The organism is Neobacillus mesonae (genome assembly GCF_023715155.1).
Classification (GTDB): domain Bacteria; phylum Bacillota; class Bacilli; order Bacillales; family Cytobacillaceae; genus Neobacillus; species Neobacillus mesonae_A.
This window is the reverse complement of record NZ_JAMBNQ010000015.1, coordinates 32284-55262: the sequence shown is the minus strand read 5'-3', so window position 1 is coordinate 55262 and position 22979 is coordinate 32284. Positions and strand designations below refer to the sequence as shown.

Below are 22979 nucleotides of genomic sequence, written 5' to 3'. Positions count from 1 at the left end.
AATTGGATGTATCATTCTCATCCCTCATTTTCATTCTGTTATTTATGATTGTATGTGTGGAAAAGCTAAGGTGTCAATAGAGTTTTCAGAATCGAAAGGAAAAGGGCTCGTTATTACAAAAAGGCACTTTTTTAAGCTATACTATAGAAAGGTTTGAAATGAGACCTGTGAAAGGAGTAATTATGAAATCTCTTGTACTTGCTGAAAAACCAAGTGTTGCACGTGAACTAGCCCGCGTTCTTGGCTGCACGCAAACACATAAAAGTTATATTGAAGGAAGTCACTATATTGTTACATGGGCACTCGGCCACCTTATTGAACTCAAAATGCCGGAGCACTATGATACAAAATATAAAACATGGAATTTAGAAGATCTGCCTATTATTCCGCAGAAAATGGGATTAAAGGTAATCAAACAAACCAATCATCAGTTTCGGGCCATTGAAGGATTGGCGAAGCGAAAAGATGTCAACGAATGTATCATTGCAACCGATGCCGGACGCGAAGGCGAGCTTGTTGCCCGCTGGATTCTTGATAAACTCCACTGGAAGAGACCAATAAAACGGCTGTGGATTTCATCACAGACCGACAAGGCAATTAAAGATGGATTCAAGCAATTAAAACCTGGCAAGCAATTTGATAATCTCTATCATTCTGCCGTCTGCCGCGCCGAAGCAGACTGGTTAATCGGACTCAATGTCACCCGGGCATTAACAACCAAATATAAAGATCCCTTATCAGCCGGCCGCGTGCAAACCCCAACACTTTCCATGGTCTTAGAGCGCGAGCAGCAGATTCAAAAATTTGTGCCGAAAGAATACTGGACGATTCGTGCGGAAATTGGACCACTGACAGCTGACTGGGAACATAATGGTGAAAAACGATTGTTTGATCAAACGGCTGCGGAAGGCATTGTATCGAAAATCAATGGTAAAAAAGCGCTTCTCGAAAGAATTGACCGCAAGAAAAAATCAGAGTCCCAGCCTCTGCCCTATGATTTAACGGAATTACAAAGAGATGCCAATAAGCGCTTCGGATTCTCTGCAAAAAAAACATTAAACGTCCTGCAGCGGCTGTATGAGCAGTACAAATTAGTAACTTACCCAAGGACCGATTCCCGTTACTTAACAACGGATATGATGAGTACCATGAAGGACCGTCTCCAGGGCATGGCCTCCGGATATAAAGAAGAGGTACGTCCGCTTTTAGCAAATAACGGAAAGGTATTGGCCCGCCGCGTCTTTAATAACGAAAAAGTAACCGATCACCACGCGATTATTCCGACAGAACAGCGCTTAAACTTAAGTGACCTTGATTCAGATGAAAAGAAAATCTATGATTTAATTGCGAGACAATTTCTTGCATTATTTTTACCAGCTTATGAATATGAAACAATTCATGCCTCGTTTAAGGTAGAGGGAGAAAACTTTTCAGCCAAAGAGACAAATGTGATTAATTTAGGTTTTAAAAAGGTGCTTGGGAAAGAAGATTCGTCCGATGAAGTTTCTTCCGGTCTGCAAAAATTATCACAAGGCCGGGAATATACCGTTAAAGAGGGAATAATGAATCAGAAATGGACGGAGCCGCCGCACCGTTACTCTGAAGCTGATGTGCTATCCCAAATGGAAAAATACGGTCTCGGCACTCCAGCAACCAGAGCGGAAATTATTGAAAAACTGGTTGAATCTGAAGTGGTTGAACGGAAAAATGGCCGCTTCCACCCGACTAAAAAAGGCACCCAGCTGATTGAACTGGTAAATGACGAATTAAAATCCCCGAAATTGACTGCTAAGTGGGAACAGGAACTGGAGGGAATCTCCAAAGGGAAAGCAGACCCTAAAGTCTTTTTACAAAAAATCCGCCGCCAGACCGAGCAGCTGGTTTCAGAAATTAAAAAAAGTGACAAGTCCTACCGGGCACATAATTTAACCGGCTCAAAATGTCCGGAATGCGGTTCGTTCTTAAAAGAGCGGAACACTAAGGATGGTAAAATTCTGGTTTGTTCGAATTTGGACTGCTCTTATCGCCGCCGCAAAGATCCGAAACTGTCAAACCGCCGCTGTCCGCAATGCCATAAAAAAATGGAATTCCACGAGGGCAAAGCAGGCCACTATTTCCAATGCCGCCGCTGTAACATCGTTGAAAAGGCAGAGGAACGGAAAAAAGCAGTTAACAAGCGGGAAGAACGGAAATTAGTACAGAAATATACCCAAAAAGATGACTTCGGCACAAGCCTCGGCGATCTGCTGAAACAGGCTTTGAAGGAAGATAAGGATTAAGCTTGCATTAGAAGATAGGTGCGTTTTGTGCCTATCTTTTTTTATTAATAGAGTTTTTTTTATAGGAATGGGTGTGAAAGGTTGCAGGGGGCCGGAGTGCGGATGGATGCGGGATGACATAGGTTATTTGCACTGGACTGGGGTTCTAGTGCACTTTGGCGGGGGATGAACCGGGCTTTCTGCATTCGACTGGCGCTCCAGTGCACTTGCGCGGGGATGAACCTGACTTTCTGCACTCGCTTGGGGTTTCAGTGCACTTTGGCTGCGGATAACCCTGGCTTTCCGCACTCGTCGGGCGTTACAGTGCACTTAAATGGGGAATGGCACGGGCTTTCTGCACTGGATCAGGGCTCTAGTGCACTTTGATGGTGAAAAAACCGGGCTTTCTGCACGCGATTGGGCCTCCAGTGCACTTTCATATAAAAAAGGTCTCATTTCTGTACGGACCAGATTCTATGTCGCATTTAGATATGGAGAATCGTAGGAATTTACGCCTCACTGCCTCTTTTCCATTTAAAATGCACTTTGACCCCATTTGCATCTCACATGTTTTTTCTTCTAATGCAATCATTGATCTCCTTTATCTGTATTTACCGGTATTTCTTCCATCCATACGCTAATGGTTGTTCTTAAAACGCGGGATGGTGTTTATTATTCTTTCTCTTCTCTCTATGAACCTCTCTTAGAGCGAAGGATTCTAGTTTTCTCCTTTTAACGCGCTCTTTAATTCCCTCTTAGAGCGCGTTTCTCTATATTTTCCCTTCTTCCCCGCTCTATAAACTTCTCTTAGAGCGCAGGATTCTAGGTTTCCCCTTTTATCGCGCTCTTTGATTCCCTCTTAGAGCGCGTTTCTCTATATTTTCCCTTCTTCCCCGCTCTATGAACCTCTCTTAGTGCGCAAGATTCTAGGTTTTCCCTTTTATCGCGCTCTTTGATTCCCTCTTAGAGCGCATTTCTCTAGATTTTCCCTCCTTCCCCGCTCTATGAACCTTTCTTAGAGCGCAGGATTTAAGTTTTTCCCTTTTATCGCGCTCTTTGATTCCCTCTTAGAGCACGATTCTCTAGATTTTCCCTCCTTCCCCGCTCTATGAACCTCTCTTAGTGCGCAGGATTCTAGGTTTTCCCTTTTATCGCGCTCTTTGATTCCCTCTTAGAGCGCGTTTCTCTAGATTTCCCCTCCTTCCCCGCTCTATGAACCTCTCTTAGTGCGCAGGATTCTAGGTTTTCCCTTTTATCGCGCTCTTTGATTCCCTCTTAGTGCGCGTTTCTCTATATTTTCCCTTCTTCCCCGCTCTATGAACCTCTCTTAGTGCGCAGGATTCTAGGTTTCCCCTTTTATCGCGCTCTTTGATTCCCTCTTAGAGCGCGTTTCTCTAGATTTCCCCTCCTTCCCCGCTCTATGAACCTTGCTTAGAGCGCAGGATTTAAGTTTTCCCCTTTTATCGCGCTCTTTGATTCCCTCTTAGTGCGCGTTTCTCTAGATTTTCCCTTCTTCCCCGCTCTATGAACCTTTCTTAGAGCGCAGGATGCCGTCCCTTTCCCTGATAACGCGTACTATAAACCCCTCTTGAACGTGTAAAAATGATTTTCACCTTCACGGGTCCCTCTAACAACTTTTCCATTTCCCCCCTCCTATTAAAAAATTCCTAAATCCCCACCACAATAAAAAAGTTCGAAATCTTGTCAATAAGTTGTACCAAAATGTTCACAATTAAGTCTTTACGTATTATAATTAGTATGGAAATAATTAATATTTTGGGCGGTGGAATTCATGGAACTATCGCAATTCATGGCTCCAACTTCAATTGCAGGCATGATCACATTTCTCGTATTATTTTCTACAGGTGTTTATTTTAATTTAAAAGTATATGGAAGCAAACTTCAGTAGAGAGCAATCTTTACTGTTTTTTTATGCCTTTTTCCTTAAAGTTTCTTTTTCCAGAAAAAACCGTTACAATATTAAAAAAGATTCTGAAAAAGGAGAAAATACATATGAGTAATTTTCAAAAGAGCTTAGAAAAATACGCGGAGCTTGCTGTCAGGGTTGGCGTGAATGTCCAAAAGGGACAGATATTGGTCATTAATGCTGCTATTGATTCTGCTGAATTTGTCCGCCTTGCCGTTAAAAAGGCATACGAAGCGGGAGCGTTAAACATTATTGTCAATTGGAGCGATGATGCAGTTTCAAAAACAAAATATGAAATGGCCCCTGATGAAGCTTTTCATGAATATCCAGAGTGGCGTGCAAAAGAACAGGAAGACCTTGTTAAAAAAGGCGCCGCGTTCATGTCTGTGGTCTCTTCCAGTCCTGATTTATTAAAAGGGGTAAATCCAGAGCGAATTGCCAATTTTAATAAAGTTGCTGGTAAAGCGCTGTCTAAATTCCGTCAAGCGGTTCAGTCGGATAAAATCAGCTGGACAGTTGTGGCTGCAGCCTCTCCTGCATGGGCAGCAAAGGTTTTTCCTGACGCACCACAAGACCAGCAGGTTTCCCTTCTTTGGGATGCCATTTTTAAAGCAGTTCGTGTGGATACTGTAAGCCCAATTGAGGCATGGAAAAAACATGACGAAACCCTGCATGAAAAGGTTAACTATCTAAATGAAAAACGTTATTCGAAACTGCATTATACAGCACCTGGCACTGATTTAACTATCGAGCTTCCTAAAAACCATCTATGGGTCGGCGCCGGCAGCACAAATGAAAATGGTATAGAATTTATGGCTAATATGCCGACAGAGGAAGTATTTACTGTCCCGCTAAAAACGGGAGTTAACGGAACAGTTGCCAGCACAAAACCGCTTAGCTATGGCGGCAACATTATCGACCGATTTTCAATTACATTTGAAAATGGAAAAATCGTCTCAGTGAAAGCACAGGAAGGCGAAGAAGTGCTCAAACATATAGTGGAAACCGATGAAGGTTCACGCTATCTTGGAGAGATTGCTCTTGTCCCATATAACTCGCCAATTTCACAATCAAACATTCTTTTCTTTAACACCTTGTTTGATGAAAATGCCTCAAACCATCTTGCCATTGGCAGTGCCTACGCTTTCTGTATTGAAGGCGGCAAAAAGATGTCCTCAAACGAACTAAAGGAAAATGGTCTCAATGAAAGTATCACACATGTGGACTTCATGATCGGTTCCGCTGAAATGGACATTGACGGCATTACAGCTGATGGAAAAAATGAGCCGATTTTCAGGAACGGAAACTGGGCATTTTAATTTATTAAAAAAGAGCAGGCCTGCCTGCTCTTTTTTTTCATGGAGGTCCCCAAAATTCACCACAAAAATTAACAGATACCGCCCTTTGGTTGCGCAATGCCCATGTTTATAGGATAATAAATATTTAGGTATTTAAATTAGGAGGAAGTAGATACATGTGGAATGAATTTAAACAATTTGCGATGAAAGGGAATGTCATTGACCTTGCTGTCGGGGTAATCATCGGCGGTGCCTTTGGAAAAATCGTTTCCTCACTCGTTGCCGATATTATTATGCCATTGATTGGCTTAATATTAGGCTTAGGTCATGTTGACTTTACCGACCTTACGTTAGGAAAGCTAAAATACGGCCAGTTTATTCAAACCGTAGTGGATTTCTTTATCATCGCCTTCTCTATTTTTCTTTTTGTAAAATTCTTAAACCGGTTTAAAAAGAAGGAAGAGGTTATCGAAGAAGTAAAAGTGGATCGTACAGAAGAACTTTTAACGGAAATCCGTGACCTTTTAAAAGAAGATAAAAATATTTTGCGAAAAAATGAAACATCTTGACCCATTCTTCGTATAACTTAATGTAAGACAATATTGATGAGGTGAAGAAAATTGTATAATACGCAAACATCGTCTGAATTTATGCCTTCCGTATTACGGACATTCGCCCTCTCCCTAGCTATTGCTTTTGTTGGTACAATGGCCGGAGTCTATGTTCCGCCCAGCTTGTTTCTGCCACTGTCGATTTTAGAATTAGTCATGATTATCGCTGCCGTGTTTTTTAGACGAAAAAAGGCGATATCGTATTCGTTCTTATATATCTTTACCTTTATTTCAGGGGTAACCTTGTATCCGATTGTCGCCTACTATGCAACAACAGCCGGTGCGAATGTTGTCATTAATGCATTTGCTACCACAACGGTGATGTTTACGGGTATTGCCATTTATGCTGCGAAGTCCAAAAGGAATTTCTCTTTCTTAGGCGGTTTCCTTTTTGCAGCTCTCTTGGCCCTTGTCGCGATTTCGATTTTTAATATCTTCTTCCCGCTAAGCTCAACCGGAATGCTTGCGTTCTCCTTTATCGGGGTGATGGTATTCAGCGGCTACGTACTCTTTGACATCAGCCGAATGAAGCATTACGGAGTAAGGGCTGAAGACGTACCATTAATGGCATTAAGCCTTTATCTTGATTTCGTCAACCTGTTCATCAGTATCCTGCGTATCTTCGGGATTCTGGGAAGCAGAGACTAAACAAAAGGAGCTTGGTTACCAAGCTCCTTTTGTTCTACTATAAGAATTTATCTGTTTCGACCTCTAGAATTGTCCAGCTTCAGCTCCTAGCCCGTTTTCCTCTTTGAATAAGCTGCTTGGAGTAATCATCGCAGGAAAAAGCAGTACATTCCGAAGGCGCTTGCACTTTTCTTAGTTATTCTTTTTGTAAAACCCCCCTCATGAAGAAGGAAACACCAATTTTTTTACAAACTGTTAAATAATGCATTAATGCTAGTAAGACAGACCCCGTATTCATCCCAATGATAATCCCGTTCATCCGCCATTCAGGCATCGATCCAAGCCAAAGAATCAAGCCGAACGAAATCACAGTTGCCCAGATGATATGAATGAATGCCTCTTTAATTAAATCCAAGCCAATCATAAACCCCTGCAGCGGCATGACAAAGTAATGGAACAGGAAAAACGGCCAAAGCAATTGTAAATAGATGGCAGGCATATCTGATTTGAAAAATAGTGACGTTAATTCAGGTGCGAAAAAGTAGAAGATGGCTACGGCAGCAATTCCATACCCAAGGGTCAGAAACATGACCTGCTGCAGCATTTTTTGCAGACTAAAAAAGTCCCGGTCTGAATGTGTTTTCGAAACACCTGGTATAAGAACAATCAACAAGGAATGGGCAATAAATCCCGGAAAAAAGCCAATTGACATTGCCACACCCATCAGCATACCGAACTGTTCTGTCGCCTGTATGCTGGAGATTCCTGAATACACCAGTGCAGCTTTTATTAGGAAAGGCTGCAGCGCATTGGTAAAAGCGGAAAACAACCGCATGCCCGTTGTTGGAATGGATACTGCCATTAAATTTTTCCGAACGGTTTTGCGGTTTAAATTGGAAAAAGGCTGCTTTCTTATCTGTTGGAACTGGATGATAAACATGAAAACCAAATATAGAAAAACGACAATCTCGCTGCCAATGAGTGTACTAATTGCAATTAACAGAGATGATTCCGAATTAAAGTCAAAAAAACGAAATAAGCCAAATAGCACGGCAAGCTGAACAATTTTTCGCAAAAAGTTGGAAATTGCAATTTTCCCCATCTCCTGCCTGCCCATAAAATAGCCCCTGGCAACCGAGGTGAAGGAAATAACAGGAATCAAGATGATGACTAGCCAGCGGACATAGGGATGATAGGAATTAAACACTGGAATAAATGGCAGCAGCATCGTTCCTACTACAAATAAGAGACTAGTGAAAATAATCGTAATCGTGATGGCGTGATATAGGATGTTCCGGTGATAACGCTCTTCTCGTTCCGCGATGAACTTGGAGATGGATACCGGCAGCTCGAAACTGGATATGAGGACGATTAAAAAGATTGTCGGCAGTATAGACATATATAATCCTAACCCATGTGACCCCAGCTCCCGTGCTAAAATCATATTAATCAATATTTCAATTCCTTCTCCTAAGAACGCAGTTATGACTAAAAATAAGATACCTCGATAATAAATGCCCAATTTAGACTCTCCCTTTGCTGTAGTCTCACTTGTTAAAGATTTACTTTATAATTTATGAGACAAGTCTATGGAATAGTAGGAGAATTTTTCACTTCCTAAGACGTAAAAAAACAGGGCTTCAACAAAGCCCTGTTACACGTTTTTTGCCGCCGTTCGTTTTTTAACAACCCATGTCAGCACCAAAATGATTACAATCAACAGCAATTGGGTTAACAATGTTTCCCATGTCGGGTACAATCCAATCCAGTCTGCATATGGCAGATGCTGAGATGTGCTCATAGATAGTACATTTGAAATCTGCAGGGCATGGACGCTGACCCCCAGGATTTTAAAGGCTAAAAGATAAATCAGAATCGTTGCAGCTTTAAAAAAGAATCTGATTGGGATTTTGACACTATAGTGAATAATCATAAAGCCGATGACAGCAAGAATGGCAATTGCGAGGACAATACCTAAAATCAGCTGCTGCAGGCTGATATACGGGGTAATCCCTGTGTAAAAAATAATGGTCTCCGCACCTTCACGAAATACAGATAGAAAGCTGATAAAAGCAAAGGAAATCAGACTTCCCTTAGCAATTGCCTGCTGCATTTGCTGGTTGATATACCTATTCCAGTTTCCAATGCTTGATTTATTATGGAGCCATGCCCCCACTGTCAGCATCATCACTACTGCCACAATCCCAGTTATGCCTTCGATATATTCCCTGCTGGAGGCTGCAACAATATTTGAAAAAATAATATTGATAATGACAGCTAGTCCTGCGCTTGCCAGAATACCGGCAGCCACTCCTGTCCAAATCCATTTTTGCTTGTTTGCCTGACCCATTTTCTTTAAGAAGGCAATCAAAGTGCCGACAATTAAGATGGCTTCGAGCCCTTCTCTTAGTAAAATAAGGGCTGCATCCCATAAACTGTAATCTGTTTTGCTCGTCAAAGGTAATAATCTTGAATGAAGATCTTTGGTAATGGCCACTGCTTTTTCCTGATCCACTGTTTTAGAGTTTAACATACTGATGGCAGCAGGAATTTTTGTTTCGACATCACTATACAGCTTGCTGTCTCTCGTTTGTACGTCCCCTTCGACCATAGGCCAGATGTTTAGTATTTCATTTAAATCCGTACTTGCTTTTTGATAATCCTTTTCAGAAATTGCGTTTTCAGAACTGCTCAGTAAATCTGTGACATCTGTCAAAGAATATTCTCCGCCGACACCCTTTGCTGTTTTTCCAGCAAGAAAATGCTCCACTTCCTCTTTCAGTTTATCGGCGTTAATCTCAGCTTTTTCCAAATCAGCTGGCTCTTGTGTAATCGCAATTCGGATGAGTGCCGAATATTTTTCGATATTCCCATAAGCAGCAATACTTTCATCATGGACCACTTTTTCTGATGCAGTCCATTGATTCATAATCGCTTGATACCGTCCCTTTAATGCCGATGTGTCCCCCTCTGCAAGGGATTTCTTTAAATTTTCAATCAGTGGGAGGAGCTGGTTTACTTTCTCTTTCGCTTTTTCCTTATTTACAGGATTTTGTGCTTCATCATATAGAACGACTGCGCTGGAGAGTGCTGATAAGCCTTTGGATATTGCCTGGCTGTCTGCCTGCTTTTCAGCTAGTAAATTTTGGACCTTAGCCAGTTCCTGGTCAACACTTTTTGCCTCCGGACCATCCTTTTTAACTGATGTCCAAGCATGAGCAAACTGCTCCATATTCTTAGCAACTGTTTCAACATCCCCGTCCTTTGCTTTCATTAAGCTGTCGCCAATCAAAACAAATAATTCATCATGGTTTTCGGCAGCATCGGCCGTAAAATGGGATGACTGAAAAAGAAATAATAACGCAATCAACAAAATAAACAGCTTTCCTATTTTCATCATTTGGTGCATCTTTCTCTCTCCTTATAAGAAAAGCACAAGCGCCTTCGGAATAACACAGCTTGTTCCAGCGATGATTATTCTTAGCAGCTTCCTTTGTCTACAGCCCCGACAAGCATATGTTCTTCATGCCCAATAGTTCGTTTTTTGACCTTTTGGATGAAGGTTATTGGACCTCGAGGGGCCAGGCTGCTTGCGCTGGACAATTCTCAAATTCGAAACTTATTAATTCATATATTACTGGAAAAGCACAAGCGCCCGTAATTCTCTAAAGGGCAGAAGCACTCAACTGGGGATGCTATTTAAAAAGTGTTTCTCCTATATATCCGCCCTGTTTGGTTCCGGGAAAGCAGGCAAAAATGGCGCTGCCGCGGTGTGATGTATATTCATTCAGCTTATCCATTTTTGCTAAGCGCTGCTGGATAGGGATAAACTGCTTACTCGGCGTCCGTTGAAAACATAAGAATAATAATCCGGCATCAAAACTTCCCGTTTTCAGGTCCATCCCATTTGAATAGGAATAAGCCCGGCGTAATATTTTCTGGGTGCCGTCCCCATGTGATAGACGGACATGTGAATCAACCGGAATAAAGTAGTCGCCATTCTCTTTCTTATTTTTCAAATCCAATTGATCAAACTCCCCTTTTTGTCCAAGGGGCGCCCCGCTGTCTCTGTATCTGCCAAACGTATTCTCTTGTTCTCTTAAATTAGTTCGATCCCAAACTTCAATAAACATTTGAATTCTTCTTACTACCAGGTAGCTGCCTCCGGTAAGCCAGTTTGGACCGTCCCCTGGCTGAACCCAAACCTGTTTGTTCAGCTGCTGTTCATCTTTAACATCAGGGTTTACTGTACCGTCCTTAAATCCGAACAAGTTTCTTGGCGTCCCTTCTTTGGCATCAGCCTGCTTTGTCCGTTGAAAGCCCGGCTGTGCCCAGCGTAAAATCGCTTTCCCTCTCGCAATCCGGATGAGGTTTCTTACCGCATGGAAGGCAACCTGGGGATCGTCTGCACAGGCTTGGATACAAAGGTCGCCTCCCGTCCATTCCTTTTCCAATGCATCAAGCGGAAATTTTGGAAGGTCAACCAATTCTTGTGGCTGCTTATGTTTTAGACCAAAGCGGTCCTCACCATTTTTCACAAAAAGACTTGGTCCAGCTCCAAAGGTAATTGTAAGATTGGATGCTGATAATCCTGCAGCTTCCCCTGTGTCTTTTGGAGGCAAAAATTCATTACTTGTAAGTTCTCCAATAGGCTTGCCTGTTGTCATGAAAGCAGCTGCCTCCGTCCATTCCTTAAAGAGCTTGATCAACGTTGTTTTTTCGGATGCTGTCACATCTAAAGCTGCAAAATATACATGGTCCTGAGGCTTTGTTACAATACCCGCCTGGTGTTTTCCATAGAAAGGAACCATGTCTTCCTTGCCGGAACCGGATGCTTTATTTTCCGTCATGGACAATAATCCGCCGACGCCGGATGCACCAATCAGGGCCCCTATTCCTCCGATACCTGCTGTTTTTAATACATCACGGCGCGAAATTTTTCTTGTTCCTAAAGAAGTCTTTTCTAAGCTGTTATCGGTTGTCATTTAAGACGCCTCCGTTACAATTCCTATTTGAGAAAGCGGTTCGGCAAGTGCATCGATAGCCTGGCTTAATTCTTTTACCTCTTCTTTTGATAAATCTGTATACACTTTATAGCCGCTGCCCTCTTTATGCTTATCTAGCAAACTATAAACATTGTGGAATCTAGTTTTAATTTCCTTTGACAATTCTTCATCTTTCTCTGTTAATGTTGGATTTAACAGTTGATAAATCTTTTCCGCACCCTGTACATTGGCCGCAAAGTCATATAGATCTGTATGAGAATAACGGTCCTCTTCCCCTGTTACTTTTGAGGTTGACACTTCATTTAAAAGATCAACGGCCCCTGTAATGAGTAAGTCCGGAGTCACTTCAACCGTGTCTACCTTAGCCCTTAAAAGATTGACATCCTTCATCAGCTGGTCAGCATATTGTTCATAGCCTTTTGTCGTTTTATCTTCCCATAATCCTTTTTCAATTCGATGATAACCGGTCCATTCTGCTTGGGAAACATCCCCTTCACGTGCATCAATTTTTGGATCCAAATCACCAAATACTTCAGCAATCGGCTCTGCCCGTTCATAATGCATTCGTGCTGGAGCGTAAAGTTCTTTGGCTTTTTCGATATCACCGTTTTTGACCGCAGCTGTAAACGCATCAGTCGCGTTCACAAACTCTTCAATTTCGCCAATTGCATACTGACGATATTCCTTTGTAACCTCTTCAAATGAATCTTTTGCTGGATTAGCCGTTTCGTTTGTAACCTCTTCAAATGAATCTTTTGCTGGATTAGCCGTTTCGTTTGTTTCTTTATTTTTAGCTGGAGCTGCGCCTTTATCCGAATTGGAACAGCCAAATAACAAACCACTTGTCATCAATAAAATCCCAGATACCTTTAATAATTTTTGCATATGTATAAATACCCCCACATCGACAATGATAATCATTTTCATTTATGATAATAACATTAATTGATAAGCATTTTCAATTAGTTTTATAAAAAAAGTGTCAGACACTATAAAAAAATGTGCCTGACACCTTTTTAAATTACTTTGTTAAAGAATGTTTAAAAGCATATATAACTGCTTGCGTGCGGTCCTGGACGTTTAGTTTGCTTAAGATATTGCTGACATGGGTTTTGACGGTTTTCAGTGCGATGAATAATTCATCGGCAATGTCTTGGTTGGTTTTTCCCTCGGTCATCAGGAGAAGGATTTCCATCTCACGGCTTGTAAGATCCTCGTGTGGCAGATGCTCTGACTTTTTTCGCATTTTCATCATCATTTTCCCAGTGACTTCCGGCTCTAAAACAGACTGTCCTTTATAAGTTTCACGGACTGCTTTGGCAATTTCACTTGCTTTAGACGTTTTCAGCATATAACTGGCTGCTCCCGCTTCAAGTGCTGGGTATACTTTTTCATCATCCAAAAAGCTTGTTACAATGATAATTTTTGCTTCCGGCCATTGTTCAATGATCTGCCTTGTCGCCTCAATCCCGTCCATTTCCTTCATAACCAAATCCATTAAAATAATATCTGGACGGAGTTTCAGCGCGAGCTCCACTCCCTTTTTTCCGTTCTCCGCCTCGCCGACCACTTCGATATCCGGCTGTGCAGAAAGATAAGAGGAGACCCCGATCCTTACCATTTCATGATCATCGACAAATACTACTCTAATCATTTGCTTCCTCTCCATTTTTCACAAGCGGGACCTTTACTTCCAGACGAGTCCCCTTATTTTTTACACTGATTACCTTAAGGGTCCCGCCTATTTCCAGGGCACGCTCATTCATATTTTGCATTCCATATGATCCGGCTTTTCCTTCTTCCATTTCAAAACCGACACCATCATCCACTACCCGCATAATTACTAAATCATCCCTTTTTATTAACAGCACATCGAGTTTTGCCGCTTTCGCATGCCTAAGTGTATTCGAAACCGATTCCTGGAGAATTCGGAATAAGTGATCCTCCACTCCTTTATCAAGGGGAAATTCTTCCACCTTCCATTTTATATCCATTTCCACCTTTTGTGATAATTCTACTAACAGCTCCTCAATGCCTTCCTGGAGCGATTTATTTTTCAAAGCAACAGGTCTTAAGTGAAGAAGCAGTGCCCGCATTTCAAGCTGTGATTGGTGGATCATTTCTTCGACCATTTTTAATTGCTTCGTTTCATCGTTTTCTTCTTCATGCTGCTTTGTTTCATTGATTGCTGACATTAACATCGAGGCCGCGAATAATTGCTGGCTGACCGAGTCATGCAATTCACGAGCAAGCCGGTTCCGCTCCTGTTCGATAATTTCCTGGATTCTCGCTTCCTGATCCTCTACTTTTTCTGTCGCAAGCCTCTGTGACAGCTTGGCCTGCTGCGTAATTTGCTTTCCAATTTTCTCCATCCGTTCTGCAATAATCTTCATTTCATTCAAGGAGGTAAATGCCTCCATTTTTATATCATGATGACTTCCCTCTTCCAATAGATGAAGCGAGTGTTCAATCAGCCGAAGCCGATTCCTCCAGTAAATTCCAGTTGCAGCACCGACAAGGATGCCCATGGCAATACTAAAGGCAGGAATAAATATGACAATTGGAATATCCATGAAATGTCTAGTCCACAGTTCTGACCAGCTGGTGATTGGAAAAATAAACAGGAAAACGCTGCTGATAAAAACTGCCAGCAAAAAGGCAAAGGCAACACCCCAGACGATTTGACGACCTGTCGTACTCATATCCGGCTCACCTCAATATTACCGACGATGAGTGAGGTGAAAATTTTCACCTTTTGTTCTGCCCCATCATAGCCCGCCGTTTTTACTTGAAACACCTGATTAAACATCTTTTCGTTTTCATTTTCAAAAACACTCGTCTTCCCAATGACAGACGAATGCTGAACCGATACCTCAAGGTCATATGGGACTAGAATTTGAATATTGCCAATTAAGTTCCGGATAAAAATAACCGTCTCCCCTTTTGGCAGCATCGTATAGCTAAGGTCAATCACCGTATCGCCAATCCCAGTCTGTATGTTTACATCATTCCACTCATAAACACCCTGAGGCGTTTTTTGCTGGCCAATAAATATATTTTCAAATAATAGCTTCGAATGAATAAGTGTTTCCTGTTGAACGGTTTGGTCCGGCTCTATCAGTTCCGGTTTGATACTATTTGGCCGTTTTTTCGCATTTAAATATTGGATGAAAAAATGCAGTAAGACCGCCAGCAGTAAAAACTTGAACGTCATCATATTGAACACACTGATGGCAAAAAAGAAAATCCCGGCATAGAACAGCAGTTTTCCAAGCATTCTGCCCCGCCTTTTCCGGCCCAAATAAATCATTCCGCCCGAAACAAAGAGAGAGAAAATAAGCCCATGGTTAAAAAATAAAATCTCTAATAATAAAATGACCACTCCGAAGATGACCAGCCATCCAACATAATCATTTTTATAGTTTCTAAACATCGGCTTACCCTCCCTTTTATGATGATGTCTTTATGGGCAAAAGGCGCAGAAACTCCACGCCTTTTTAGGATACCACATTGCCCATTAAATGGACTTGGTTTCTTCCATATTTTTTTCTAACTCGGCAATTCTGGCATCAATGGTACTTTTGTAGTAGGAGCTGTTTACTTGATGTTCCAAGCGGTCGAGATAGTTTTCAATATCTTTAAACCTAGAGTACGATTTGTTTGAATAGGCATCGGGTTCTAATACCTGATTCATCCGCTGGTTGGCGCGGGTTACATTTTCACGTCCCATTAATTCCAATCGGCGCAGCTGCATATCCTTTAACTTATGTTTCATTTCTTCGTATTTACTTTCCAACTCTGAAAGCTGTGCGTTAACCTGTTCAAGTGATGCCTTTAATCGATCCGCTCTCTCGATATATTGCTCATGCTCTCTTGCAGCAAATTGCTGGAGTTCTGTTTCCCCTGCTTTAGAAGCGACTTCTGCCTGATACTTTCTTTTCTCTGCAAGCTGGCTTGCTTGATGATATTCCCTTGTAAATTCCTCTTTCAATTTATATTGACGTTCTACTAATTTTCTTACCTTTTCCGTTTCCTGCTCAGATTCACGAAGGTACTGATTTAATAATGCAATAGGATTTTTGTTTTCCTTTTGATCTAATGCCTCATGCAAATCAGCCATCACAACGTTTTTGATTCTTGTAAATAAGTTTGACATACTCATTCTCTCCTTTATTTTTAAAATGCAGGGTGCCAATTTTTTTGTTAACAGCGTCTTTTTGTAGATAAAGATGCTGTTTTTTTACCAATAGCACCCTTCCGTTGTATCTTTGTTCCAAATTTTGAAGATAAGGTCTTGGATTTTGCAGCAACAGGGCCAAGTTTTGTAGAAAACCCTCTAAAACTTTTATCAAGGGTTAAAGATCCTTAATAACGCTTCAATTCATCCCATTGTTTTTCAAAATTCACAAATGGGTCAGATGCTTCTTTGATTTTGGTCTTTTTTTGCTCGTTCCATTTTTTATACACGAGGTAAAGGACATATGCTGCAGCCACTCCTATAATGGCTGGAACATTGTGAATGGATGCAGCCAAAATAATGACTCCAACAATTGCCAAGCCGATTTTGGCACCGGTGGATTCAGCTTTGATAAATTGCTTCACAATGAAATAAAGGAGCGCTAAGCTGACCACTAACCCCACCATCGGACCGATTGTTGATAATAAAATGACTGTTGCTATGCCTCCTGCTAACAGTAACCCAAACTTTTTCATTTTCGATTTCCACTTCCTTTCTTGATCTTGATACCATCTTACCTCGTTTGCTTGATTTCCATAATTGCGCCAGAGCTTGATTTTGATATAGGACCTAAGACGTAGAAAGGGTCAGCCTCATATGTCGGCTGACCCTTCATCTTATCTAGCAATAAACATTTGCACCCAATAATATCCGTAGGAGCCGCCTTTTGCGTATCCAACACCGATTTGATTGGTAGACGTGCTTAAAATATTTGCACGGTGACCCTGACTATTCATCCATGCTTTTACGACTGCGGCTGGAGTGGTTTGTCCAGCAGCAATATTTTCGGCAGCTGAACGGTACGCGATACCAAAATTCTTAATCATTTCAAATGGGCTTCCATAAGTTGGGCTTGTGTGGCTGAAGTAATTTTTATCCCGCATATCCATCGCTTTATAGCGGGCGACACGAGACAGCTCCCAATTCGCTGTTAATGGCTTCAAACCATACTTTGCCCTCTCCTGATTGGTTAATTGAATCACTTGTGATTCAATAGATTTGGTACTGCTAAAATCAGGAATCGTTACCTTTTGTCCAGGATAGATCAGGCTTGGGTTTTTAAATTGCGGGTTAGCACTAATCAGTTCTGAAAGGCCAACTTGATACTTGACTGCAATTTTCCAAAGCGAATCTCCCGGCTGAACAGTATAAATTTGCTGGGCAAAAGAAACACTTGGAATACAGAAAAGAGAGAGTACAAACAATAAACCTAACCAAAAAGATTTTTTCATTTTTTCGCCTCCTCCGAATATATAATTTTGATTTCAGGCCAAAAATATTCAGTGAGCAGGAATATATTTTTTATAAGCAAATATGGCAGTTTGAGGATTTTGGGAGGACTAAAATGAGAGACATTTCTTGGATAACCTATATCATGTTAATTTTAGCAAGCTATCGGTTAACGCATTTAATTGTTTTCGATAAAATCACTGAATTTATCCGAAAACCATTTATGAAAAAGGTACAAAAGAAAAAGGAAAATGGAGAAATTGAAACAAAGGAAATCCCAAAATCCATGTTTGGTTATCTTTTAAAATGCTATTGGTGTGCCGGTGTTTGGAGCGCAATTTTTCTTGGGGTTGGATATTTGCTTTTCCCGAATGCCGCCTTTGTGTTTATCTTAATTTTTTCCATTGCCGGCGGTCAGTCTATTATTGAAACTTTTGTTGGTGTTAATATTAAAAAAGTGGATTATTATTCCGAATTAAAGAATAAGGAATAAGGTATCTACATTTTCTCTGGCAAAAAGGCTTAAGTTTTGCATATATGTTTAGGTAAACAATATTTTCATGGTAAAATTATTAAAAAAGGGAGGTCAGATAGAGATGGCTTTGTGGTGGATCACGTTGATTGGTTTAGTTGTTTGTTTAGGAATTGCCGGTGGGGTGATTTTTTATTATCTGCGTCAGGCACTTAATTCTGAAGATGCCGAACGCATTGACAAAATTGGATCAAATGAACCCAAAAAATCTTGAACCTACAGAACCTTGCCTAACAAGGTTCTTTTTTTTATAAAAAATAATCCCTTCCCACATTACATGATTTTTTCACATTAGGAAAAATTAAGCATGATTATTTTGAATTGGAGGGTCATGTATGAGTGCATCCGAAAAACTACCTCAATTCCCCAAACCCTATTGGCGCGATATTGAATTACCTGACTTTGATCAGCTAAAGGAGGATATTTCTGTAGATGTTGCAGTTGTAGGCGCCGGTATAACCGGAATTACTGCTGCTTATTTACTTTCAAAAGAAGGCTTAAAGGTTGCGTTGATTGAAGCGGATAAGGTTCTTGACGGAACCACAGGACACACCACCGCTAAATTAACGGCACAGCACAATCTTATCTATGATGAGCTAATCAATCATTTTGGTGAAGATAAAGCCAGGCTTTACTATGAATCCCACATGAGTGCGATTCAATTTGTAGAGAAAGAAGTAAACGAAAAAGGTATTGAATGTGATTTCAGCAAGCAGGACGCCTATATCTATGCAACGACGGAAAAATATAAAAATAAACTTCAAACCGAATGGGATGCCTATCAGAAACTTGGCATTGACGGTGCCTTAAAAGATACAATTCCGTTTAAAATTCAAGTTACCGGTGCCCTTTTGATGAAAAATCAGGCCCAATACCATCCGCTTAAATTTTTAAAATCTTTATTAAACGAGGCTGTCACTGCAGGCTGCCTGGTATATGAGAAGACAACCGCGACAGATATTGAAGACGACAAAACGGAACCAAAAGTCTATGTGAAAGGCGGTCATAAAGTAACGTGCAAACATCTGATTATGGCCACCCACTTCCCCTTTTATGATAAAATTGGTCTCTTTTTCGCAAGGATGTATGCAGACAGGTCGTATGCCATTGCCATTAAAACAGACCAAGAATATCCGGGGGGCATGTATATAAGTGCTGATACCCCTTCCCGTTCGATAAGGTCTACACCTTTGGATGGAGAAACATTGTGGATCATCGGCGGCGAAAGCCACAAAACGGGTCAGGGCATTAACACTATGCAGCATTATGAGGCCGTTGCAGATTTTGCCAAAACGACTTTTAATGCAAAGGAAATCCTGTACCGATGGTCTGCACAGGATTTAGTGACCCTTGACAAAGTTCCTTATATCGGTCCTATTACGGAGGATAGAGAACGAGTTTTAGTCGCCACTGGTTATAAGAAGTGGGGCATGACAACTGGTATACTTGCCGGGCATGTTTTAAGAGATTATGTCTTACATCGGGAAAATCCTTATAAGGAGCTTTATGAACCCACCAGATTTCATGCCGATCCTGATGTAAAAAGTACTTTTACAACGGTCGGGGATATTGCCAAGCACTTTATTAAAGGAAAGCTGGAATATACAGAAAAACATGCGGATGACCTGCAGGAGGGTGAAGGCTCTGTCGTGATGTTTAACGGTAAAAGAGCAGGTGCCTATAAGGATGAAAACGGCAAGCTGTTTGTAGTGGATACCACTTGCAAACATATGGGATGTGAATGTGAGTGGAATGCCGGTGAAAAAACATGGGACTGCCCATGCCACGGCTCAAGATATGCTGTTAATGGCGAGGTAATTGAAGGCCCGGCATTAAGCGGGCTTGATTTGTTGGAAAAGAAGTAAGTAAGTGGGGTATCTACATTCATTTTTGGGATATTAACCTACGCTCAGAAATAGCAACACAATTCCATTGGATAACAACCCTTTTGGGTCCAGCAAATAGCTTTACAAAAAATATACGCCTCCAGCGTTACCGGCAGGAGGCGTTTTCCAATCTATTTATCACGCGGGCGATTGCGTTTCATGTCTTCTCCGGTTTCAAATTCAACGAGTTCAGAGCTTGTTTTCATTGCCTTTTTACGATTATTATTACGCTGTGCATTAGCATTTCCCAGCTTCGTTTTACCCATGCTTGTCAACTCCTTTTTAAGAAATTCATTGATAGTATGAGTGAAAACAGGAGGACTTATTCTTGCTCAAGAGGCGGCCTTCTGCGGAATCTTGTCACATGTTCAAAGGCATAGGCGGCCTCAATTAATTGTGGTTCACTAAAGGCTGTTCCAGCAAAGGTAATACCAACCGGCAGACCAGTATCCGCAGTATAGCCCGCCGGAACCGCAATTGAAGGATAACCTGCTTTTGCACTAATAACCGACCCTTCATCAGCGGGAAATACAATGACATCGAGATTATATTTTTTCAACGCAAAATCGATGCCTTGTTCTTTAGAATAATATTGGTCGAAAGCTAAAGCCTCTATATAGGCGGCTTCCTTTAATGAACCGCTCGTTGATTCCGACTCCAATAATACCGCTTGCCCGTATTTGAGCATTTCACTCTCATTCTGCTTATTAAACTCAATCACATCAGCCAGCGTTCTAACAGGAACAGACGGGTCCAGCTTGCTGAGATATGCATTTAAATCCGGCTTAAATTCATATGTTAACACATCATATGACCATGGCTGCTTGGCACTGGGAACCTTAATATTCTCGATTATTTCCGCTCCCGTTGTTTTTAACATTTCGATTGCATTTCGAACAATTTGCTGCCTATCTTTGCTTAGAAATTCCAGAAAACCCTCATATGCAATGCCTACCCGTTTTCCTTTTAAGCCGTCGGCACGCAGATACTTTGAAAAATCAACCTCATAAAATGGGCTTGTTTGGGTGATTGGGTCCTCTTTATCCACTCCGTTCAAGGCATTTAACACTATTACAGCATCCTCTACCGTCCTCGCCATTGGTCCAGCCGTATCCTGTGAATGGGCAATTGGAATAATGCCATTACGGCTTATAAGGCCTACTGTCGGTTTAATACCGACAATCGAGTTTCTGCAGGCTGGATTTAAGATGGACCCCGATGTTTCCGTTCCAACAGCTGCCGCAGCTAAATTAGCCGCAACAGCCGCACCAGAGCCGGCACTTGAGCCGCCAACATCAAATTTTCCCGGACCGTACGGGTTCATCACCTGGCCGCCTCTGGAGCTGTAGCCGTTTTTCATCCCGACAGCCATAAAATTGGCCCACTCGGTCATATTCGTTTTCCCTAATAGTACTGCCCCGGCTTTGCGTAATTGCCTGACAACAAAGGAATCCCTTGGTGCAATGGAATCCTTTAAGGCGAGCGATCCGGCACTTGTATGCATTTTATCATGGGTATCAATATTATCTTTGATTAAAATCGGAATTCCATGAAGCCGGCTGCGAGGTCCATTCATTTTTCGCTCTACATCCAGGGCTTCCGCAATCTGTAATGCATCAGGGTTTATTTCAAGGATTGCATTTATTTTCTGATCATATGCCGCAATTCTTCGTAAATATTGGAAAGTTAATTCTTTAGAGGTAATTTCACCGTTTTCTAATTTTTCCTGGAGCTGACCAATCGTCATTTCCTCAAGCCATTCAAGATGTTGCATCCTCTTCCCTCCATTTCCCCTTACTTATTCAAGAAAAGGAGCAAATATCCTCTAATTTTTAAAGTTTAATGTCAGATATCTGCGGCATTGCTTAATATATCTGCGAGTTAGAGTATTTTATCTGCGGCTTTGCTCAATATATCTGCGAGTTAGAGTATTTTATCTGCGGCTTTGCTCAATATATCTGCGGGCTAAAGTATTTTATCTGCGGCTTTGCTCAATATATCTGCGAGTTAAAGCATCTTATCTGCGGCTTTGCTCAATATATCTGCGAGTTAAAGCATTTTATCTGCGGCTTTACTCAATATATCTGCGAGTTAAAGCATTTTATCTGCGGCTTTGCTCAATATATCTGCGAGTTAGAGTATTTTATCTGTACTTTGCTCAATATATCTGCAGAACCAAACAGGAAGCCATGGATTTCTCCACAGCCTCCTGTTTTACCGCTGAACCTTTTGTTCCTCTGTTGCAATTTGTCCCTTGTAAAAAATCCGTTTATGAAGCGGGATATTTAATTCCCGGCAGAATCGTTTTAATTCCCGTTCTTCACGGTCAGTGACAAGGGAAATAACGGTGCCGTCTGCGCCCATTCTTCCAGTTCTTCCGGCGCGGTGCACATATTGCGACAAATTCTTAGGAAAATCAATATGAACAACATGGGTGACACCTTGAATATCGAGACCCCTTGCAGCCACATCCGTTGCCACCAGCATTTTTAATTTTCCATCCCGAAATGCCTTTAGTGCTGCCTGACGGTCTAATTTTTTCATGTCGCTGTGTAGAATCCCGACAGAAAGCTCCTTATACTTCAATTTTTCCTTGAACACTTCTAGCTCACCAATATCATTGATAAAGGCCAGCGATTTCGCATCATCTAAACGGGCAATTTTCTCTAAAAGTTTGATCTTGTCCCGGCGTTCACAGTGAAAATAAATATGCTCCACTTTCCCGGACTCAGTTTTGGTCACCCTTAAAACTTCAGGCTCTTTCATCATTTCCTTGGCCAAGTTCTCAACAGCATGCTTGAGGGTGGCTGAAAATAATACGACCTGTCTGTCATTCATTGTTGATTTGATAATGTTTTGGACATAATCGATATGCTCTGGAATAAGCAGCTGATCGCCTTCATCCAGCACAATAAGCTTTACTTCATGCATTTTTACTTTCTTCTGTTTAATCAGCTCCAACAGACGGCCTGGTGTGGCAAAAATAATCTGCGGACGCTTTTTTAATTTTTCCAGCTGGCGTTTTGGGTTCGCCCCTCCGATAATGGATGTCCCTCTGATGCCGCTTCCTTCAGACCATTTTTGAAATTCTTGAAAAATCTGCATGACAAGTTCCTGTGAGGAGGCTAAAACAATAGCTTGAAGAGACTTGTCAGCCTCTATTTTATGCAATATCGGAAGGAGATAAGCGAGCGTCTTCCCAGTCCCGGTCGGTGATTCAGCAATGAGATCTTTTCCTTCCAAAATAGCTGGAATCGCTCTATCCTGAATAGCCGTCATAGACTGGAATCCAGACTTATTCCATACTTCCTGTAAAAAAGGCTTTAAATTGTTTAACATGTTTTGCTCCTTTTCATTTTCCTAAAAT

At 41.5% G+C, this 22979-nt stretch carries 21 protein-coding genes; 7 read left to right on the top strand and 14 right to left on the bottom strand.

Annotation, left to right across the window (positions count from 1 at the left end; translation table 11 throughout):
* Window positions 1-182: 182 nt before the first annotated feature.
* The 4 genes from M3183_RS13970 (at window position 183) to M3183_RS13955 (ending at window position 6742) form a co-directional block, all read left to right on the top strand.
* Window positions 183-2279, top strand: coding sequence for a DNA topoisomerase III (locus M3183_RS13970; protein WP_251470667.1), 2097 nt, complete (start codon window positions 183-185; stop codon window positions 2277-2279).
* Window positions 2280-4271: 1992 nt separating this feature from the next.
* Entirely contained in the window at window positions 4272-5504 is a 1233-nt protein-coding gene (locus tag M3183_RS13965; RefSeq protein WP_251470665.1) for an aminopeptidase, read from the top strand.
* Between the two features lie 155 nt (window positions 5505-5659).
* Entirely contained in the window at window positions 5660-6052 is a 393-nt protein-coding gene (gene mscL, locus M3183_RS13960; RefSeq protein ID WP_251470664.1) for a large-conductance mechanosensitive channel protein MscL, read from the top strand.
* 81 nt (window positions 6053-6133) lie between these two features.
* Window positions 6134-6742 carry a Bax inhibitor-1/YccA family protein gene (locus tag M3183_RS13955; RefSeq protein ID WP_251470726.1) on the top strand — a complete coding sequence of 203 codons (609 nt, stop codon included), beginning with the start codon at window positions 6134-6136 and terminating at the stop codon, window positions 6740-6742.
* A gap of 175 nt (window positions 6743-6917) precedes the next feature.
* On the opposite strand, the gene M3183_RS13950 is transcribed toward M3183_RS13955, so the two are convergent.
* The 11 genes from M3183_RS13950 to safA all read right to left on the bottom strand — a co-directional run bounded on the left by M3183_RS13950 (window position 6918) and on the right by safA (window position 17196).
* Window positions 6918-8243, bottom strand: a complete 1326-nt coding sequence (locus tag M3183_RS13950; RefSeq protein WP_251470662.1) for a polysaccharide biosynthesis protein — start codon at window positions 8241-8243, stop codon at window positions 6918-6920.
* A 132-nt stretch (window positions 8244-8375) separates the two neighbouring features.
* Window positions 8376-10130, bottom strand: a complete 1755-nt coding sequence (locus tag M3183_RS13945) for an FTR1 family protein (protein ID WP_251470660.1) — start codon at window positions 10128-10130, stop codon at window positions 8376-8378.
* Window positions 10131-10416: 286 nt separating this feature from the next.
* Window positions 10417-11706 carry an iron uptake transporter deferrochelatase/peroxidase subunit gene (efeB, locus tag M3183_RS13940; protein ID WP_251470659.1) on the bottom strand — a complete coding sequence of 430 codons (1290 nt, stop codon included), beginning with the start codon at window positions 11704-11706 and terminating at the stop codon, window positions 10417-10419.
* On the bottom strand, window positions 11707-12612 hold the full coding sequence (efeO, locus tag M3183_RS13935) for an iron uptake system protein EfeO (RefSeq protein ID WP_251470658.1): 906 nt from the start codon (window positions 12610-12612) through the stop codon (window positions 11707-11709).
* Between the two features lie 136 nt (window positions 12613-12748).
* Entirely contained in the window at window positions 12749-13381 is a 633-nt protein-coding gene (locus M3183_RS13930; RefSeq protein WP_251470657.1) for a response regulator transcription factor, read from the bottom strand.
* Entirely contained in the window at window positions 13374-14429 is a 1056-nt protein-coding gene (locus M3183_RS13925; protein WP_251470656.1) for a sensor histidine kinase, read from the bottom strand. The genes M3183_RS13930 and M3183_RS13925 overlap by 8 nt, the downstream gene beginning before the upstream one ends.
* Window positions 14426-15160: a cell wall-active antibiotics response protein LiaF gene (liaF, locus tag M3183_RS13920; RefSeq protein ID WP_251470655.1), complete on the bottom strand. Its 735-nt coding sequence runs from the start codon at window positions 15158-15160 to the stop codon at window positions 14426-14428. The genes M3183_RS13925 and liaF overlap by 4 nt, the downstream gene beginning before the upstream one ends.
* Window positions 15161-15244: 84 nt before the next feature.
* On the bottom strand, window positions 15245-15883 hold the full coding sequence (locus M3183_RS13915; protein WP_251470654.1) for a PspA/IM30 family protein: 639 nt from the start codon (window positions 15881-15883) through the stop codon (window positions 15245-15247).
* Window positions 15840-16079 carry a hypothetical protein gene (locus tag M3183_RS13910; RefSeq protein WP_251470653.1) on the bottom strand — a complete coding sequence of 80 codons (240 nt, stop codon included), beginning with the start codon at window positions 16077-16079 and terminating at the stop codon, window positions 15840-15842. Before M3183_RS13910 ends, M3183_RS13915 begins: the two co-directional genes overlap by 44 nt.
* A 13-nt stretch (window positions 16080-16092) precedes the next feature.
* Window positions 16093-16440 (bottom strand): lmo0954 family membrane protein, encoded by a 348-nt coding sequence (locus M3183_RS13905; protein ID WP_251470651.1) that lies wholly within the window; start codon window positions 16438-16440, stop codon window positions 16093-16095.
* Window positions 16441-16581: 141 nt separating this feature from the next.
* Window positions 16582-17196 carry a SafA/ExsA family spore coat assembly protein gene (gene safA, locus M3183_RS13900; protein WP_251470649.1) on the bottom strand — a complete coding sequence of 205 codons (615 nt, stop codon included), beginning with the start codon at window positions 17194-17196 and terminating at the stop codon, window positions 16582-16584.
* A 113-nt stretch (window positions 17197-17309) separates the two neighbouring features.
* Here safA and M3183_RS13895 point away from each other — a divergent pair, with 113 nt between their 5' ends.
* The 3 genes from M3183_RS13895 (at window position 17310) to M3183_RS13885 (ending at window position 19591) form a co-directional block, all read left to right on the top strand.
* The gene (locus M3183_RS13895) at window positions 17310-17687 is read left to right on the top strand and encodes a DUF1360 domain-containing protein (protein ID WP_251470648.1); all 378 of its coding nucleotides are present in this window, start codon (window positions 17310-17312) and stop codon (window positions 17685-17687) included.
* A gap of 103 nt (window positions 17688-17790) precedes the next feature.
* Complete coding sequence (locus tag M3183_RS13890; RefSeq protein WP_251470647.1) at window positions 17791-17940, top strand: NDUFA4 family protein; 150 nt, start codon at window positions 17791-17793, stop codon at window positions 17938-17940.
* 121 nt (window positions 17941-18061) lie between these two features.
* The gene (locus M3183_RS13885) at window positions 18062-19591 is read left to right on the top strand and encodes an FAD-dependent oxidoreductase (RefSeq protein WP_251470646.1); all 1530 of its coding nucleotides are present in this window, start codon (window positions 18062-18064) and stop codon (window positions 19589-19591) included.
* A gap of 152 nt (window positions 19592-19743) precedes the next feature.
* Here M3183_RS13885 and M3183_RS27135 read toward each other — a convergent pair whose 3' ends face one another.
* The 3 genes from M3183_RS27135 to M3183_RS13875 form a co-directional block, all read right to left on the bottom strand.
* Complete coding sequence (locus M3183_RS27135; protein ID WP_269085705.1) at window positions 19744-19878, bottom strand: hypothetical protein; 135 nt, start codon at window positions 19876-19878, stop codon at window positions 19744-19746.
* Window positions 19879-19934: 56 nt separating this feature from the next.
* A complete protein-coding gene (locus tag M3183_RS13880; RefSeq protein ID WP_251470645.1) occupies window positions 19935-21386 on the bottom strand; it encodes an amidase family protein in 1452 nt (483 codons plus the stop codon).
* 440 nt (window positions 21387-21826) lie between these two features.
* Complete coding sequence (locus tag M3183_RS13875; RefSeq protein WP_251470644.1) at window positions 21827-22951, bottom strand: DEAD/DEAH box helicase; 1125 nt, start codon at window positions 22949-22951, stop codon at window positions 21827-21829.
* Between the last annotated feature and the right edge of the window lie 28 nt (window positions 22952-22979).

Bases quoted from the DNA above. Each gene is read 5' to 3' on its own strand.
- M3183_RS13970 (WP_251470667.1), top strand. From the start codon at position 183: ATGAAATCTCTTGTACTTGCTGAAAAACCAAGTGTTGCACGTGAACTA.
- M3183_RS13965 (WP_251470665.1), top strand. From the start codon at position 4,272: ATGAGTAATTTTCAAAAGAGCTTAGAAAAATACGCGGAGCTTGCTGTC.
- mscL (WP_251470664.1), top strand. From the start codon at position 5,660: ATGTGGAATGAATTTAAACAATTTGCGATGAAAGGGAATGTCATTGAC.
- M3183_RS13955 (WP_251470726.1), top strand. From the start codon at position 6,134: ATGCCTTCCGTATTACGGACATTCGCCCTCTCCCTAGCTATTGCTTTT.
- M3183_RS13945 (WP_251470660.1), bottom strand. From the start codon at position 10,130: ATGCACCAAATGATGAAAATAGGAAAGCTGTTTATTTTGTTGATTGCG.
- efeB (WP_251470659.1), bottom strand. From the start codon at position 11,706: ATGACAACCGATAACAGCTTAGAAAAGACTTCTTTAGGAACAAGAAAA.
- efeO (WP_251470658.1), bottom strand. From the start codon at position 12,612: ATGCAAAAATTATTAAAGGTATCTGGGATTTTATTGATGACAAGTGGT.
- M3183_RS13930 (WP_251470657.1), bottom strand. From the start codon at position 13,381: ATGATTAGAGTAGTATTTGTCGATGATCATGAAATGGTAAGGATCGGG.
- M3183_RS13925 (WP_251470656.1), bottom strand. From the start codon at position 14,429: ATGAGTACGACAGGTCGTCAAATCGTCTGGGGTGTTGCCTTTGCCTTT.
- liaF (WP_251470655.1), bottom strand. From the start codon at position 15,160: ATGTTTAGAAACTATAAAAATGATTATGTTGGATGGCTGGTCATCTTC.
- M3183_RS13915 (WP_251470654.1), bottom strand. From the start codon at position 15,883: ATGTCAAACTTATTTACAAGAATCAAAAACGTTGTGATGGCTGATTTG.
- M3183_RS13905 (WP_251470651.1), bottom strand. From the start codon at position 16,440: ATGAAAAAGTTTGGGTTACTGTTAGCAGGAGGCATAGCAACAGTCATT.
- safA (WP_251470649.1), bottom strand. From the start codon at position 17,196: ATGAAAAAATCTTTTTGGTTAGGTTTATTGTTTGTACTCTCTCTTTTC.
- M3183_RS13895 (WP_251470648.1), top strand. From the start codon at position 17,310: ATGAGAGACATTTCTTGGATAACCTATATCATGTTAATTTTAGCAAGC.
- M3183_RS13890 (WP_251470647.1), top strand. From the start codon at position 17,791: ATGGCTTTGTGGTGGATCACGTTGATTGGTTTAGTTGTTTGTTTAGGA.
- M3183_RS13885 (WP_251470646.1), top strand. From the start codon at position 18,062: ATGAGTGCATCCGAAAAACTACCTCAATTCCCCAAACCCTATTGGCGC.
- M3183_RS27135 (WP_269085705.1), bottom strand. From the start codon at position 19,878: ATGGGTAAAACGAAGCTGGGAAATGCTAATGCACAGCGTAATAATAAT.
- M3183_RS13880 (WP_251470645.1), bottom strand. From the start codon at position 21,386: ATGCAACATCTTGAATGGCTTGAGGAAATGACGATTGGTCAGCTCCAG.
- M3183_RS13875 (WP_251470644.1), bottom strand. From the start codon at position 22,951: ATGTTAAACAATTTAAAGCCTTTTTTACAGGAAGTATGGAATAAGTCT.